The sequence below is a fragment of the Arthrobacter sp. 10T44 genome, assembly GCF_056393885.1.
The window spans coordinates 200230-215502 of sequence record NZ_JBFTGT010000007.1 but is presented as its reverse complement, the minus strand read 5'-3'; the positions used below and the strand labels follow the sequence as shown (position 1 = coordinate 215502).

Genomic DNA, 15273 nt, shown 5'->3' with positions numbered 1-15273 from the left:
GCCGTTCAGTGGTGGTGGCGATCGTGATCGTAAGCCGTTCAGTGGTGGTGGCGATCGTGATCGTAAGCCGTTCAGTGGTGGTGGCGATCGTGATCGTAAGCCGTTCAGTGGTGGTGGCGATCGTGATCGTAAGCCGTTCGGTGATCGTCCGTCGCGTGAGGGTGGGGAGCGTCGCAGCTTCGGTGGCGACCGGGACCGTAAGCCGTTCACCGGTGCCGGTGCTGATCGTGATCGTAAGCCGTTTGGTGACCGTCCCTCGCGTGAGGGTGGGGAACGTCGCAGCTTCGGCGGCGACCGGGACCGTAAGCCGTTCAGTGGCGGGGATAATCGCAAGCCCTTCGGCAACCGCGAGGACCGTCCGGCTCGCAGCTTTGACCGCGCCGAGTCCGGTCCGCGCCAGTTCGGCCGTGACCGCGCCGAGGACCGCCCCGTGCGCGAGCCGAACGCCCGGGACCTGCGCAGCGCTAACCGCCCGGACCGTGAGCGTTCACCGCAGATCGACGAGGACGTCACCGGCAAAGAACTCGACCGGGCCACGCAGCACCAGATCAAGACCCTTGAAGACAACAGCGCCGAATGGGTGGCACGCCACCTCGTGATGGCCGGCCGCCTTCTTGATGAGGAGCCTGAGCTCGCCTTCCAGCACGCCCTGGCGGCGAGCCGCCGCGGCGGCCGCCTCGCAGCGGTCCGCGAAGCCGTTGGCCTGACTGCGTACGCTGCAGGACACTACGGTGAGGCGCTGCGGGAATTCCGCACCTACCGCCGGATCAGCGGATCCAACATGCACCTGCCGGTGATGGCCGACTGCGAGCGTGGCCTCGGCCGCCCGGATCGTGCCTTGGACATGGCCCGCTCCGAAGAGGCCAAGGACCTCGACGCTCCGGGCAAGGTGGAACTGGCGATCGTCGCGGCCGGCGCCCGTACCGACCTCGGCCAGCTCGACGCTGCGGTCTCCGAGCTCGAAATCGCGCAGCTGGACATCAACCGTGCGTTCTCCTACAGCCCGCGGCTCTTCCGCGCCTACGCCGATGCCTTGACGGCGGCCGGCCGCGACGCCGAAGCGGGGAAGTGGCAGCGCCAGGCCGTCGTCGCCGAGAAGGCCCTGGGCATGGGCGTTGACGAGGAGCCGGACATCATCGACCTCGGTTGGGACGAGGAAGAGGAAGCCCGCGAGGAAAAGGAGCGCCGCCGGATCCTGCAGCAGCAGTCCGAGCAGCAGGCCGCCGCTGCCGCCGGCGAGGCCGCACCCCGTGCCGCCGGTGCCGGAGCGGTGGCCGGCCTCCCGGAGACCGACGCGCCGCACTCTGCTGTTCGCGATCTTGAAGCCGGCTCCGACGACGAAGAGCCCGACTTCTTCGAATCCGACGACGCCGAATCCGACGAGGATTCCGTGGAAGCCGACGAACTGGAAGCCGACGAACTGGAACCTGTGGAGTCGGAGTCCAGTGACGCCGACGCCGGGGAGTCCCACTACTCGGAACGCGTCGAGGACTAGTCCGCAATGGCCGAAGCTGAGCTGATTTCCCGGTTCGACGCGCTCCTCGCCGATTTGGACGGCGTCGTCTATGCGGGCCCGCACGCCATTCCCGGCGCCGTGGAGTCGCTCCGCCGCCTCTCGGAAATCGGCGTCGGGCTGGGTTACGTAACGAACAACGCCTCCCGTTCGCCCGCGGAGGTTGCACAGCACCTGCGCGAGCTCGGCGCCCCTGCGGAGGAGCAGCAGGTGGTGAGTTCGCCACAGGCGGCCGGCGAACTGCTGGCCTCGCTGCTGCCTGCCGGTGCCCGCGTCCTGATCACCGGTGGCGAGGCGCTGGCCCGCGAAATCGAACTCGCAGGGCTGGTGCCGGTCCGCAGTGAGGCCGAGGATCCCGTCGCCGTCGTGCAGGGCTTTCACCCGGATCTGGGCTGGAAGGACCTCGCGGAGGCATCTTACGTCGTTGCGGCCGGCGCCCTTTGGGTGGCCACCAATACGGACATGTCCATTCCGCAGGCCCGCGGTATGGCGCCCGGCAACGGCACACTGGTTGCCGCCGTCGCCGCCGCCACCGGCCGGCAACCGCTCGTCGCGGGCAAGCCCGAAGCGCCGCTGTTCCACGCTGCCGCCAAGCGGCTGGCGGCCGACCGCCCGCTGGTGGTCGGAGACCGGCTGGACACGGACATCCTCGGCGGCAACAACGCCGGCTTCGCGACGGTGGCCGTGCTGACCGGTGTGGACACGAGGGAATCCATCCTCGCCGCGCGCACCATGGAACGCCCCACTTTCGTGATCAATGACCTCACCGACCTCTACCGCCCCTACCCGGCGGTGGAGCGCGACGCCGAGGGACGCTACCGTTGCGGAGCGGCTTCGGCGCTCGTCGAGGGGACCACGGTGCGCGTCAGCGGGGATCCCGCGGACCTCGACTCGTGGCGTGCAGCCTGTGCCGCCTGGTGGGCTGCGAACCCCGAAACTGCAACCGCCCTGGCGCCCGGCCTCGAGTGGCTGGATCACTAGACTGGAGAGCATGACCGAGCAAAGTTCTTCCACCGATGCCGATTTGGAAAGCGCTGACGCCCGGATCGACTGGCCTGCGCCCGCCGACGCCGCTGCTGTAGACGATCCGGCCGTAGATGCCTTGCTGGTGCGCCTGAACGCGCTGCCGGAGCTGCCGGTCGCGGACCACGGCGAGGTCTACGCCGGCCTGCACGACGAGCTGGCGGCAGCCCTCAACGCGGACGTGACCGGACAGCGTGCGGGGGACTCCCCGCAATGACCAGGCTTGATCAGGCCCTCGTCAGCCGCGGGCTGGCAAGGTCCCGCACCCATGCCGCGCGCCTGATCGGCGAGGGCAAGGTCAGCTCTGGAGGCGAAGTGCTCGCCAAGGCCTCCTTCCAGGTCCAGGACGGCATGGCCCTTGATGTCGCCGCCACCAGCGAGGACGACTACGTCAGCCGCGCGGCCCACAAACTGGCCGGCGCCCTGGATGCCTTTCCCGACGTCGAGGTTTCCGGCAAGCGCTGCCTCGACGCCGGAGCCTCCACCGGCGGCTTCACCGAGGTGCTGCTGCGGCGCGGCGCCGCGCATGTCGTCGCCGTCGACGTCGGGCATGACCAGCTGGTACCGCAAATCCGCAACGACGCGCGGGTCTCGGTCCACGAAGGGCTCAACGTCCGCTACATGACCCCGGAAATGATCGGCGGCCCGGCGGCGCTGACCGTGGCGGACCTGTCGTTCATCTCGCTGACCCTCGTGGTGGCGCCCCTCGCGGCGTGCACCGAGCCCGGCGGGGACCTGGTCCTGATGGTCAAGCCGCAATTCGAGATCGGCAAGGACCGGCTGGGCCGCACCGGCGTGGTCACCTCCGTGCGGGAACGCCGCATGGCCGTCGCCAAGGTGGCGTCCGCGGCGATGGACGCAGGCCTGGACCTGGCGGGCCTCGCGCAGAGTCCGCTGCCCGGCCAGGACGGAAACGTGGAGTACTTCCTGTGGATAAAACGCGGGATCCGGACAGACCTGCCTAAGATCGAGGAGCGGGACGCAGCCGTTGCTGCGTTACTCGGATCGATCTGGCCAGAGCAGCACGAGAAGCACTAGAAGGCGGAACCCGATGAGCAGGCGTGTCCTCATCCTTGCCCACACCGGCCGCGAGGAATCCCTCAAGGCCGCTTGGGAAGCGTGCGCCCAGCTGCATGCCTCCGGCCTCGTCGCGGTGATGCAGAAATCCGAGCTCGCCGACATGGTCAGGTTCTTCGGCCGGCTGGACCAGCCCGTCGAGGTCCTGCACGACCACGTCAAACTGCCCGACGTCGAACTCGTCATGGTGCTCGGCGGTGACGGCACTATCCTGCGCGCCGCGGAGCTGGTCCGCGAAGTGGACGTGCCGCTGCTCGGCGTCAACCTCGGCCACGTCGGCTTCCTCGCTGAGAGCGAGCGGGCGGACCTGGCCCAGACCGTGGAGTGGATCGCCAGCCGCCAGTACACGGTGGAGGAGCGGATGACCATCGATGTGCAGGTGTGGGTCCGAGGGCAGAAGATCTGGCACACCTGGGCGCTGAACGAGGCCGCCATCGAAAAAGGCAACCGTGAACGGATGCTCGAGGTGGTCACCGAGGTAGACGAACGCCCGCTCACCTCCTTCGGCTGCGACGGCGTCGTCCTTGCCACCCCCACCGGCTCCACCGCTTACGCGTTCTCCGCCGGCGGCCCCGTGGTGTGGCCCGAGGTCGAGGCGCTGCTGATCGTGCCGATCAGTGCCCACGCCCTCTTCGCCAAGCCGCTCGTGGTCTCGCCCAGGTCCCGGCTGGCCGTCGAAATCCTGAACCGCACCGACGCCCAGGGCGTGCTGTGGTGCGACGGCCGGCGCTCCGTGGACCTGCCGCCGGGAGCCCGCGTGGAAGTGACCCGCTCGGCCACGCCGGTAAGGCTGGCCCGCACCCACCAGACCCCGTTCTCCGGACGCCTGGTCCGCAAGTTCGAGCTCCCCATCCAGGGCTGGCGCGGTCCGGTGCCGCAGACCGACACCATCCACACCGGGCCCCTGCCGGTGGTGCGCACCCCGCGGCCCAGCCGCGCGCTGCCCACGCCCCGTCATGCGGGCCCCGGCGCGGATCCGGAAGCACCAACTGATCCCTCGACTGTGAAGTGACCCATGCTTGAAGAACTGAGAATCCGCGACCTCGGCGTCATCACCGACGCGACGCTGCCGCTGGGCCCCGGCCTGAGCGTGGTGACCGGCGAGACCGGCGCCGGTAAGACGATGGTGGTCACCGCCGTCGGCCTCCTGCTCGGCGCAAGGTCCGACGCCGGCGCCGTCCGCAGCGGGGCGAAAAGCGCCTCCGCGGAAGCCGTGCTGAAGCTCGACGCCGGGCACGCTGCGATCAGCCGGGCACGCGAGGCCGGAGCCGAGGTCGAGGAGTTCGACGGCGGCGCCGAACTGCTGCTCGCCCGAAGCGTGGGTGCCGACGGGCGTAGCCGCGCCTACCTCGGCGGCCGCGCCGCGCCGGTCGGAGTCCTCGCCGAGATCGGCGGGACGCTGGTGGTGGTCCACGGTCAGTCGGACCAGATCAGGCTCAAGAGCCCGGTGGCGCAGCGCGAAGCCCTGGATAAGTTTGCGGGGGAGGGCCTGGCCGGTTCCCTGGCCGCCTACCAGGAGCTGCACGGGCACTGGAAGGCCAGCCAGGCCGAGCTGGACGAACTCCGCAGTGCCGCCCGCGAACGGCTGCGCGAGGCGGAATCCCTCGAGGCAGCCCTTGCCGAGATCGACGCCGTCGACCCGCAGCCCGGCGAGGACGAATCGCTGAAAGCGGAGGCCGTCAAGCTCGCCAACGTCGAAGAGCTCCGAATCGCAGCCAGCACCGCCCATCAGGCCCTCATCTCCGAAGACTTCGGCGAGGACGCCGATGCCACCACGCTGGTGGACGCCGCAAAGCGCACCCTGGAGCACGTCGCGGAACACGACGGCGAACTGGGCTCTGCCGCCGCCCGGCTGGCGGAGGTGGGCTTCCTGCTCAACGACATCGCCGGCGACCTGGCCAGCTACCAGGCCTCCCTCGACACCGAGGGGCCGGAACGCCTGGCCGAGATCGAGGACCGGCGCGCCGCGCTGGCCAAGCTGGTGCGTAAGTACGCCCCCAGCATCGACGAGGTGTTGCTCTGGGCGGAGCAGGCCCGGGCCCGTTTCGAAGAGCTCCAGGACGACTCCACCCGGATCGAGGCGCTGGACGCCGAGGTCGCCCGCTCCGAGGCCGACCTCCGCAAGCAGGCCGCGGCCATCAGCAAGACCCGGAAGAAGGCCGCCAAGGACCTCTCAGCCCGGGTCAGCGCCGAGCTGACCGCGCTGGCCATGGCCGACGCCACCCTGGTCATCAATGTGGACCCCGGTGAGCAGCTGGGCCCGTTCGGCACCGACGAGATTTCCTTCCTGCTGCAGCCCCACTCCGGCGCGCCGGCCCGGCCGCTGGGCAAGGGTGCGTCCGGCGGTGAGCTCTCCCGCGTGATGCTCGCCATCGAAGTGGTGCTGGCCGCCGTCGACCCGGTGCCGACGTTCGTCTTCGACGAGGTCGACGCCGGCGTCGGCGGCCGCGCCGCCGTCGAGATCGGCCGCCGGCTGGCCATGCTCGCCCGGCATGTCCAGGTCCTCGTGGTCACCCACCTGCCGCAGGTGGCGGCGTTCGCCGACCAGCACATCCGGGTCACCAAGACCTCGGTGCGCGGGGCCGACGGCGCGACGGCGACCGGCTTCACCTCCAGCGATGTCCAGTTGCTGGACGAGGCGGAACGGGTCCGCGAGCTGGCCCGCATGCTCGCCGGGCAGGAAGACTCCGAATCGGCCCGGGCACACGCGCAGGAACTGCTGGACGACGCGAAGCTGCTGCCGCAGGCCTGATCGATCTTCCGGCGCGCCGGGACTGGGATGACCATCACAGCGGTGATTTATCGACCCTAGGACGGCCGAATTGATGATAGGCTCAAATTCCGTGGTGCAGCGATCAAATTCCCGTGTAAATTCCCGGTTCTCGGGCTCGTCCAAGACGACCAAACACATCTTCGTAACCGGTGGTGTGGCGTCCTCGCTCGGTAAGGGACTGACGGCTTCGAGCCTCGGTCACCTCCTGCGGGCACGCGGCCTGTCTGTAACAATGCAAAAGCTCGATCCCTATCTGAACGTGGATCCGGGCACGATGAATCCCTTCCAGCACGGCGAGGTCTTCGTGACCGACGACGGCGCCGAGACGGACCTCGACATCGGCCACTACGAGCGCTTCCTCGATGAAAACCTTGAGGGCTCGGCCAACGTCACGACCGGCCAGGTGTACTCCACGGTCATTGCCAAGGAGCGCCGCGGCGAGTACCTCGGCGACACCGTCCAGGTCATCCCGCACATCACCGATGAGATCAAGCGCCGCATGCGGCTCCCCGCCGAGGGCAAGAACGCTCCGGACGTCATCATCACCGAAATCGGCGGCACCGTTGGCGACATCGAATCCCAGCCGTTCCTCGAGTCCGCACGCCAGGTCCGCCAGGACGTCGGCCGGAACAACGTGTTCTTCCTGCACGTCTCCCTCGTGCCCTACATCGGGCCCTCGCAGGAACTGAAGACCAAGCCGACGCAGCACTCCGTCGCTGCGCTGCGCTCCATCGGTATCCAGCCCGAGGCGATCGTGATCCGCTCCGACCGCGAGGTCCCGCAGGCCATGCGCGACAAGATCGGCCGGATGTGCGACGTCGACATCGACGCCGTGATCGGCTGCCCGGACGCACCGAGCATCTACGACATCCCCAAGACCCTGCACTCCCAGGGCCTGGACTCCTACATCGTCCGCGCCCTGGACCTGCCGTTCAAGGACGTCGACTGGACCAGCTGGGACAAGCTCCTCGAAGCCGTCCACAACCCCAAGCATGAGGTTGAGATTGCCCTCGTGGGCAAGTACATCGACCTGCCGGACGCCTACCTGTCCGTGACCGAAGCGCTGCGTGCCGGCGGCTTCGCAAACGACACCAAGGTCAAGATCCGCTGGGTCCCCTCGGACGAGTGCGAAACCCACGACGGTGCCGTCAAGTCCCTGGCCGGCGTGGACGCGATTTGCGTCCCTGGCGGCTTCGGCATCCGCGGCCTTGAGGGCAAGCTCGGCGCCCTGAAGTACGCCCGCGAAACCAAGCTCCCGGTGCTGGGCCTGTGCCTGGGCCTGCAGTGCATGGTGATCGAGTACGCCCGCAACGTGGTCGGCCTGGAGGGCGCCTCCTCGTCCGAGTTCGAACCGGACTCCAAGTACCCGGTCATCGCCACGATGGAAGAGCAGCTCGACATCGTCGACGGCAAGGGCGACCTGGGCGGCACCATGCGCCTGGGCCTGTATGAGGCGAAGCTGGACGAGGGGTCGGTCATCGCCGAGACCTACGGCACCACTACGGTCAGCGAACGCCACCGGCACCGCTACGAGGTCAACAACAAGTACCGCGAGCAGATCGCTGCCCAGGGCCTCGTCTTCTCCGGAACTTCGCCGGACGGCAAGCTGGTCGAGTACGTCGAGCTTCCCCGTGAAGTCCACCCGTACTACGTGGCCACGCAGGCGCACCCCGAGCTGAGCTCGCGGCCCACCCGCCCGCACCCGCTGTTCGCCGGGCTGGTCAAGGCCGCCCTGGACCGCCAGCACGGCGCGGGCCAGCCTGCCGCTGCCACTGGCAAGGCTGCGGCCGCCAAGTCGACTCCGGCAGAGTCAAAGTAACTCCCAACTGAATCAAAGGACGGCGCGATGCCCGGTAAGTCTGAGACCCCCAATGCTGCACGGCAGGTTTCGGATGAGCCGAGCCCGCGCCGTCTTTTGTCTTCCGAGAAGGTCTACGAAGGCCGGATCTGGGACGTTGTCAGCGACAGTTTCCAGCTGAGCGACGACGGCGAGCCACTGGTCCGTGATTACATCGACCACCCCGGTGCGGTGGCCGTGTTGCCGATGAACGACGACGGCGAGATCCTGCTGATCAAGCAGTACCGGCACCCGGTGGGCATGGCCCTTTGGGAAATCCCCGCCGGGCTGCTCGACGTCGAGGGCGAGGACTTCGTGGCCGGGGCAGCCCGGGAGCTCGCCGAGGAATCGGACCTGGTGGCCGGGACGTGGAACGTGCTGGCGGACTTCTTCAACTCACCCGGTTCCTCCAGCGAAGCCATCCGAATCTACCTGGCCCGGGACCTGAGCGACGTCCCCGGCCACGAACTGCACGTCCGCACCGACGAGGAAGCGGAAATCGAGCTGCACTGGATCCCGCTCGACGCGGCTGTCTCGGCGGTGCTGGACGGACGGCTGCACAACCCCTCCGCCGTCGTCGGAATCCTCGCCGCCGCCGCGGCCCGCGCCGACGGGTTTGGGGGACTCCGCCCGGCCGACGCGCCGTGGCCGGCCCACCCCAGCCAGCGCTGATGACCGGACTGCTGGCGGCCGAACCTCCCGCCGCTGAACCTCCTGCCGAGGCCTTGCCCGCGGCGAAGCCGGCGCCCGCCCGTCCGCTGACCGCCGTCGACCGCGCCATCACCGACTACCTGCAGCACATGGGGGTTGAGCGCGGACTGGCCGCGAACACCCTCTCCGCTTACCGACGCGACCTGGCGCGCTACGCCCGGCACCTCGCCAGGGCCGGCCGCCAGCGCCCGGAGGAGATCACCCGGCGCGACGTGACCGGCTTCGTGCAGGCGCTCTCCGACGGGTCCGATGGCGGTTCCGCCCTCGGGGTGCGCTCGGCCGCCCGCACGGTTGTGGCGGTTCGCGGGCTGCACAAGTTCTGGGCGCTGGAAGGTGTCACGCCCGCCGACCCGGCCAGCGATGTGCACCCGCCGATGCCCGGAAAGCGGCTGCCCAAGGCCATCACGGTCGATGAGGTGACCCGCATCCTGGAAGCGGCCGGAACCGACACTGCGACCGGACTGCGCGACCGCGCCCTGCTCGAGTTCCTGTATTCCACCGGGGCGCGCATCAGCGAGGCCGTGGGCCTCGACGTCGACGACATCTCGCTCCAAGGGGACGACGGGCCCGGCCCGGCGATTGTCCGGCTGTTCGGCAAGGGCTCCAAGGAGCGCTTGGTGCCGCTGGGATCCTACGGAGCACGCGCCCTGGACGCCTACCTGGTCCGCGGCCGGCCGCTGCTGGCCGCCAAGGGCAAAGGCACCCCGGCCCTCTTCCTTAACGCCCGGGGCGGCCGGATCAGCCGCCAAAGCGCCTGGACCATCCTCAAAGCCGCGGCCGAGAAGGCCAACATCACCAAGGACGTTTCGCCCCACACCCTGCGGCACTCCTTCGCCACGCACCTGCTCGAGGGCGGGGCCGATGTCCGCGTTGTGCAAGAGCTGCTGGGCCACGCGTCCGTAACCACCACACAGGTCTACACCCTGGTCACCGCTGACACGCTGCGCGAGATCTACGCCGCCGCGCATCCGAGAGCGCTGGGGTAGGCAACCGCCTCGACTGCCCGACCTGACCGTCTACCCTGCCTGATCCGCCTGGCCTGCCTGATCCGCCTGGCCTGCTTGGTCTGCCGGGCGTGCGGCCGGCAGCTTGCCGGCCGGCAGGATGCGACGCACCGCCATCAATAATGTCGGTGCTCGTTCGTAGGCTGGGGGTATGAAAAGCGGAGTGGCTTTCAACGCGCAGACTGGTGAGGCCCTGGCAGCCGTTGCCGACTCTGTCGCTGCGCTGGCTGCCGTCATAAGTGACGGCGAAGAGCATACCGATCCGCTGCGGGCCGTGGTCGATGGTTGCCTGGACGGTCTGGCCGAGGTGGCCCGGCTGGAGGCCCGGACAGAGGCACTGAAGGTCAGGCTCGCAGCGGCATACCTGCAGGCCGCAGAAGCCCTGGCACAGCCCGCGGCGACGCCGCGGGATTCGACGGCGCAGGAGATGGCCGTGGTAGCCGAGGTCGCGTGTGTGCTTTCCGTGAGCGAACGGAGCGCCGGAGCCCTCCTGCACGAAAGCCGGGCACTCACGACGTCGTTGCCTCTAACCCTGGCAGCCTTGCAGGCTGGAACGATCTCGTGGCAGCACGCCCGGATCATGGTCGACGAAGCCGAGGGCCTGGATCCGGCCGGGGCGGCGGCGCTGGAGACCCACTTCCTGGACCCGGGGGCACCAGATCCGGCGCGTGGATGCCCAGCCGGGGAGTTGGCGCCGGGCCGGTTTCGGGCCAGGGCCCGTAGCTGGCGCGAACGCCACCACCCGGTCAGCGTAGAGTCGCGCCACACCAAGAGTTCGGGGGACCGGCGGGTCGAATACTGCCCGGACCGGGACGGGATGGCCTGGCTTTCGGCGTATCTTCCGGCCGACACGGCGGCCGGTATCTGGGAGCGGATCACCAGCGCGGCCCGGACCCTGCAAAACCCTTCGGAGGTCCGGACCCTGAGCCAGCTCCGCGCGGACGTTGCCGCCACCTGGCTGCTGAGCAACGGGGGCGGCGAAGCGGGCTGCGGCGGGGGCGAGGCTGTGGCCGGGGATGTCCCGGCGCCGCGGGCACAGGTCCTGATCACGGTCCCGGCCCTCTCCCTGCTTGGAGCCACCGACGAACCTGCCATGCTGGACGGGCACGGACCGATCCCGCCGTCGATGGCCCGCCGCCTGGTCGCGGGCGGCGCCGATTCGTTCTACCGGGTCCTGACCGACCCGCGCGACGGCGCCCCGCTAGAAATCGGCCGCACCAGCTACCGCGTCCCGAAGGCCCTGCGGCAGTGGCTGCGCCTGCGTGACGGCAAATGCCCGTTCCCGGGCTGCAACAACCTGTCCCTGGACAACGACGCTGACCACCTCCTGGCCTGGGCCGACGGCGGCACCACCGGGATCGACAACCTCGGCCAGCCCTGCCGCAAACACCACCGCCTCAAACACACCACCGCCTGGGCACCCACCCAAGCCAGCCAAGACCACCCGCCTGGCTGGACCTCACCAACCGGCCGGCACTACGCCAGCGAACACCAGGATTGGGAACCACCCCACTTGCCGACGCTCATTGCGGAGTCGGACATCCAGTCCCACCAAGGACTGCCCGGGCATACGGGATACGGGAGTGTACCCGCGCCGTTTCCAGAGGATCGTGCAGGCGAACATCTTGGACTGGAACTGCCGGAGGATCCCCTCCCGGACTGGTATGAATTTCCGGACTGGCATGAATTTAGGGTCGGGCACGAAATCCCTGCCGTTGAAGCAACCGACCCGGACTGGTCCTCGGCGATGGGAACCACGCTGGTAGGGCGCCTTCTCCAACCGGCCTGATCGACTAATCAACTAACGGTCCCTACCTCACCATGCGTGCGTCGACGATCTTTGGAGCCCCGGGGTCCCTCTGTTCCGTACCGTCGAAATCGAAGCCGTTGCGGCGATAGAACGCCACCGCACGGGGATTGTCCTTCGCGACCCACAGCATGGCCCCACCATCGCCCACGGTCGCATCCATCAAGGCCTGTCCCACCCCGGTGCCGTGGTGCTCCGCCAACACGTAAAGGCTGTACAGCTGCCGGTCGCGGGGGAGTTCCTGGCCCTTCGCGTCGAGGCTGGGACCAGCGAACGCGAAGCCGATGATCTGTCCTCTGCTCTCCGCGATTCTGATAGTCCATTCCACGCGGGGGTTCCCCAGGACCCTGTTCCACATCTGGTGTCGGCTCCGGACATGCTCCTCGGTGAAGAAGTCCTCAGGAAGTAAGCGTGAGTAGGTCTCCCGCCACGTGGCCACGTGCAGATCAGCGATCTCAAGTGCCTCGGGCAGCGCGGGTTCGCGCAAAGTGAAGGGCATCACGACATCCTGCCAGAATTTCCGCTCCTGAATGTTTTTAGTGGCCGATGTAAGAAAAAACCCGTCGCAGGACACTTAGTCTTCAGGAAGAAGTCATCCGATGTCCGGGGGAAGCACCATGTTGGCTGCCAAAGAGCAAGCGTTCATTGACCTGCACACGCAACATTCAGTGCGGGTCTACCGCTACATTGCCTGCCGGATCAGCGACCGGCACCGCGCCGAGGAACTGGCTGCGGATGTCTTCAGGATTGCCTGGGAAAAGCAGCTGCCGGAACCACCCGGTATTGGCTGGCTGCTGGCGACCGCCCGGAACGTGATCGGCAACGAATACAAGGGCCGCCGTCGCCGCCAGGAACTGGTCGATCGGCTGGAAGATGAGGCCCGCAGCCAGGTTCCAGGGCCGGACACTGTACAACGCGCCGCCGTAGCGGACGTTCTAGCGCGGTTGAGGGAGCGGGATCGCGAGGTCCTCATGCTCAGCTACTGGGACGAACTGAGCACCGCTGAACTGTCCCAGGCGCTGGGATGTTCTCCGTCCGCCGCTGCAGTCCGACTGCACCGGGCACGCCGGGCCTTCGCGAAGGCCGCGCCCACCCATCTCATGACCGAACGGAAGGACTAGCCATGGACCGCATCGAACAGCTCATGAAGGACGCCAAGCCGCGTGTCGGTGCACCGGGCGTGGCGCCGGGGAGCGATGCTGCCCGCTCTGCCGTCTTTTCTACGGATCCCAACATTGTCCAACTGGCCGGGCGCACACCCGCAGGGCGGACACCGGCACGACGCAAAACCGTCCGGGCCGCGGCGGCAACCGTGCTGGCCGCTGCTGCTGTCGTTGCCGCAGTGGTGATCGGCGGGAACCTGATGCCGCAATCGGCGCCCGGCCCTGCCCAGACCGGGGTCCCAACGGTGACCGCCTCCGCAAGCCCCGCATCGAGTCCTGCCGGCCCCTCACCAAGTTCGGCCACCTCGACGGCGCCCACGTCCACAGCCGCTCCCGCTCCAACGAGCGCCGCAGCTTTGAGCACCGGCGGCGTCGCGTGCACGCTGTCCAATATCGACCAGCAGCGCAATGACCAGACGCGTGCCATCAAGGCGATCCCCGCCGCCGAGCAGGCTTATTACACCGTGCTGGGCTGTGCTGACGGTTGGCTCGCCTACTCCATTTCCGATGATGGCGTCCGGGCGCTCAAGCTCGACGGCGGCAACGCGTGGTACAAGATTGCCAAGCTGCAAAACGGCCGTTTCCTCTGTGACGTTCGGCAGGAGTGGGCCTACGTCTTCAACTGGGAGTTCCAGGCGACGAACAACCAGGGACTCACCGCGCAGCAGGCCATGGACAAGGAATTCGCGGCCAAGGGAATTCCGGTCAAACTGCGGCCGAAGCTGGTCGGCGAGGGCCCGGCGGCCGGGTAACTTCGGTGCCGGCGGCTATTAGGCTGGAATACATGAACCTCACACCTGTGACCCTCTGCTTCCTGCTCCGCGACACGGCGGGCGGCGCGGAGGTGCTGCTGGGCCTGAAAAGGACCGGGTTCGGCGTCGGCAAGATCGTCGGCGTCGGCGGCCACGTCGAACCGGGGGAGAGCGACGCCGAGGCCGTGGTCCGCGAGGTCTGGGAAGAGGTCGGTGTCGTGGTGCTCCAGGAGGACCTGGTCCACGCCGGCAACGTCGAGTTCATCTTTCCCGCCCGGCCGGCATGGAACATGGCCTGCCGGCTCTTCACCACCCGGCGCTGGAACGGCGAACCCGCCGAAAGCGCGGAAATAACGCCCGAATGGTTCGGCGTCGGGGAGCTTCCGTTGCACCGCATGTGGCAGGATGCCGGGCACTGGCTACCACCGGCGCTGGCCGGCGAAACCATCGACGTCGTCGTGGTCCTCAACGAGGACAACGAAACGGTGGCGTCGATCCGCTACCCCTCCACGCAGAGGACCGCGCAGGGCTGAGGCCCGGCGCCCGCGACGAATATTTCCGCGACTCGAAACTCGGTGCGGGGAATGCCGCGGCTGGGCCGGTAGCCTAGGCTTCGAACATTGCTCAGCGGCGATCCAGGCACTTCCTTCGCTCGCCGGCAAGCGGCACACGGACCACATTGGGGGCAAGGCATGGATTCAAGCAAGCACGACCTTACGGGCGGGGAGTCCTACGACGACGAACAGCCGGCCGTAAACGGTACACGCCGCCGCTGGCCGCTGGCGGCTGCCGTCGTTATCGTCGCGCTGGCGGCCGTTGCCGGGGGCGTCGCCGTCGCCGGCAATATGCGGCCCGCCGACCCGGCCCCCGCTGCGGCCTCGACGGCGGCAGTATCCACGCCGACCGAATCCGCTACCGTCACGACGGAACCGTCGCCCACCGCCACGGCGTCGGAATCCGCGACGCCGTCGGCAACCACAGCGCCCGCAACGGACGGGACGGTCAGCGGAGTCACCAACGGGCGTTACGTCAGCGCTTCGGCCGGGGTCTCGTTCACCTTGCCTGACCGTTGGACGGTAGAGGAATCCACGGACCGGCCCGCCGAGTTCCCGGGGACCAAAATCATCGTCTTCAACGAAGCCAGGATGCAGGTGGCCGAGCTTTACCACGGCGCCACTGGTGCAGTCGGCGGCGCCTGCGGTCCGGGTCCGTACAAAATGACGGAACTCGACACAGCGCCGGCCCTGGACACGCCGTGGGCCCAGGCCAGTGGAGTGCGGTTTTCCTACCGCGTCCTGGATATGCGGGCGGACGGCGGCGCCTTCGACTACCAGGTTGGACTGGTCGACAATGTGACCGGGCAAGTGAAGGACAGCTGCAAGATGTTCTCCTTCGTGTCCGGTGCGCCCAAGGGCACCCTGTCCTTTGCCGACCGCACCTTCCAAAGCCAGAGGAACGATGACCCCATCTTCAACTCGCTGGCGGAGGCCAAGGACTTTATGCGGAGCCCGGAGTACAAGAAGCTCAAGGCCATGATCCTCAGCCTGAGGATGCAGGGCTAGCCACAAAAAGCGCGGGCCGTCCACCTCCAGGAGGTGGGCGGCCCGCGCTTT

At 68.3% G+C, this 15273-nt stretch carries 15 protein-coding genes; 14 read left to right on the top strand and 1 reads right to left on the bottom strand.

Going from position 1 to position 15273, the window contains the following annotated elements; genetic code table 11:
- The 10 genes from AC1DBL_RS13345 to AC1DBL_RS13300 form a co-directional block, all read left to right on the top strand.
- On the top strand, positions 1–1495 hold a 1495-nt coding region (locus tag AC1DBL_RS13345; protein WP_476926298.1), incomplete at its 5' end, for a hypothetical protein.
- A 6-nt stretch (positions 1496–1501) separates the two neighbouring features.
- Positions 1502–2494 carry an HAD-IIA family hydrolase gene (locus AC1DBL_RS13340; protein ID WP_476926297.1) on the top strand — a complete coding sequence of 331 codons (993 nt, stop codon included), beginning with the start codon at positions 1502–1504 and terminating at the stop codon, positions 2492–2494.
- Between the two features lie 10 nt (positions 2495–2504).
- Entirely contained in the window at positions 2505–2753 is a 249-nt protein-coding gene (locus tag AC1DBL_RS13335) for a hypothetical protein (protein ID WP_476926296.1), read from the top strand.
- Complete coding sequence (locus tag AC1DBL_RS13330; RefSeq protein WP_476926295.1) at positions 2750–3574, top strand: TlyA family RNA methyltransferase; 825 nt, start codon at positions 2750–2752, stop codon at positions 3572–3574. Before AC1DBL_RS13335 ends, AC1DBL_RS13330 begins: the two co-directional genes overlap by 4 nt.
- 13 nt (positions 3575–3587) lie before the next feature.
- Positions 3588–4625 (top strand): NAD kinase, encoded by a 1038-nt coding sequence (locus tag AC1DBL_RS13325; RefSeq protein WP_441418926.1) that lies wholly within the window; start codon positions 3588–3590, stop codon positions 4623–4625.
- 3 nt (positions 4626–4628) lie between these two features.
- A complete protein-coding gene (gene recN / locus AC1DBL_RS13320) occupies positions 4629–6365 on the top strand; it encodes a DNA repair protein RecN (protein ID WP_441418925.1) in 1737 nt (578 codons plus the stop codon).
- Between the two features lie 73 nt (positions 6366–6438).
- Complete coding sequence (locus tag AC1DBL_RS13315) at positions 6439–8205, top strand: CTP synthase (RefSeq protein WP_476926294.1); 1767 nt, start codon at positions 6439–6441, stop codon at positions 8203–8205.
- Between the two features lie 27 nt (positions 8206–8232).
- Entirely contained in the window at positions 8233–8895 is a 663-nt protein-coding gene (locus AC1DBL_RS13310) for an NUDIX domain-containing protein (RefSeq protein ID WP_476926293.1), read from the top strand.
- Positions 8895–9920, top strand: a complete 1026-nt coding sequence (gene xerD / locus AC1DBL_RS13305; RefSeq protein WP_476926292.1) for a site-specific tyrosine recombinase XerD — start codon at positions 8895–8897, stop codon at positions 9918–9920. The genes AC1DBL_RS13310 and xerD overlap by 1 nt, the downstream gene beginning before the upstream one ends.
- 169 nt (positions 9921–10089) lie before the next feature.
- On the top strand, positions 10090–11727 hold the full coding sequence (locus tag AC1DBL_RS13300; protein WP_476926291.1) for an HNH endonuclease signature motif containing protein: 1638 nt from the start codon (positions 10090–10092) through the stop codon (positions 11725–11727).
- Positions 11728–11749: 22 nt separating this feature from the next.
- Here AC1DBL_RS13300 and AC1DBL_RS13295 read toward each other — a convergent pair whose 3' ends face one another.
- The gene (locus tag AC1DBL_RS13295) at positions 11750–12244 is read right to left on the bottom strand and encodes an N-acetyltransferase family protein (RefSeq protein WP_476917787.1); all 495 of its coding nucleotides are present in this window, start codon (positions 12242–12244) and stop codon (positions 11750–11752) included.
- Positions 12245–12362: 118 nt separating this feature from the next.
- Between AC1DBL_RS13295 and AC1DBL_RS13290 the strand changes: the two genes are divergently transcribed.
- The 4 genes from AC1DBL_RS13290 (at position 12363) to AC1DBL_RS13275 (ending at position 15222) form a co-directional block, all read left to right on the top strand.
- Positions 12363–12866 (top strand): RNA polymerase sigma factor, encoded by a 504-nt coding sequence (locus tag AC1DBL_RS13290; protein ID WP_476926290.1) that lies wholly within the window; start codon positions 12363–12365, stop codon positions 12864–12866.
- A gap of 2 nt (positions 12867–12868) precedes the next feature.
- Positions 12869–13660 carry a hypothetical protein gene (locus tag AC1DBL_RS13285; RefSeq protein ID WP_476917786.1) on the top strand — a complete coding sequence of 264 codons (792 nt, stop codon included), beginning with the start codon at positions 12869–12871 and terminating at the stop codon, positions 13658–13660.
- A 32-nt stretch (positions 13661–13692) separates the two neighbouring features.
- Entirely contained in the window at positions 13693–14193 is a 501-nt protein-coding gene (locus tag AC1DBL_RS13280) for an NUDIX domain-containing protein (protein ID WP_441418917.1), read from the top strand.
- A 159-nt stretch (positions 14194–14352) separates the two neighbouring features.
- A complete protein-coding gene (locus AC1DBL_RS13275; protein WP_441418916.1) occupies positions 14353–15222 on the top strand; it encodes a hypothetical protein in 870 nt (289 codons plus the stop codon).
- The last annotated feature ends 51 nt before the right edge of the window (positions 15223–15273 follow it).

Coding starts and splice junctions, on each gene's coding strand:
- AC1DBL_RS13310 (WP_476926293.1), top strand. CDS start 8,233: ATGCCCGGTAAGTCTGAGACCCCCAATGCTGCACGGCAGGTTTCGGAT.
- xerD (WP_476926292.1), top strand. CDS start 8,895: ATGACCGGACTGCTGGCGGCCGAACCTCCCGCCGCTGAACCTCCTGCC.
- AC1DBL_RS13315 (WP_476926294.1), top strand. CDS start 6,439: ATGATAGGCTCAAATTCCGTGGTGCAGCGATCAAATTCCCGTGTAAAT.
- AC1DBL_RS13290 (WP_476926290.1), top strand. CDS start 12,363: ATGTTGGCTGCCAAAGAGCAAGCGTTCATTGACCTGCACACGCAACAT.
- AC1DBL_RS13340 (WP_476926297.1), top strand. CDS start 1,502: ATGGCCGAAGCTGAGCTGATTTCCCGGTTCGACGCGCTCCTCGCCGAT.
- recN (WP_441418925.1), top strand. CDS start 4,629: ATGCTTGAAGAACTGAGAATCCGCGACCTCGGCGTCATCACCGACGCG.
- AC1DBL_RS13285 (WP_476917786.1), top strand. CDS start 12,869: ATGGACCGCATCGAACAGCTCATGAAGGACGCCAAGCCGCGTGTCGGT.
- AC1DBL_RS13275 (WP_441418916.1), top strand. CDS start 14,353: ATGGATTCAAGCAAGCACGACCTTACGGGCGGGGAGTCCTACGACGAC.
- AC1DBL_RS13335 (WP_476926296.1), top strand. CDS start 2,505: ATGACCGAGCAAAGTTCTTCCACCGATGCCGATTTGGAAAGCGCTGAC.
- AC1DBL_RS13295 (WP_476917787.1), bottom strand. CDS start 12,244: ATGCCCTTCACTTTGCGCGAACCCGCGCTGCCCGAGGCACTTGAGATC.
- AC1DBL_RS13325 (WP_441418926.1), top strand. CDS start 3,588: ATGAGCAGGCGTGTCCTCATCCTTGCCCACACCGGCCGCGAGGAATCC.
- AC1DBL_RS13330 (WP_476926295.1), top strand. CDS start 2,750: ATGACCAGGCTTGATCAGGCCCTCGTCAGCCGCGGGCTGGCAAGGTCC.
- AC1DBL_RS13300 (WP_476926291.1), top strand. CDS start 10,090: ATGAAAAGCGGAGTGGCTTTCAACGCGCAGACTGGTGAGGCCCTGGCA.
- AC1DBL_RS13280 (WP_441418917.1), top strand. CDS start 13,693: ATGAACCTCACACCTGTGACCCTCTGCTTCCTGCTCCGCGACACGGCG.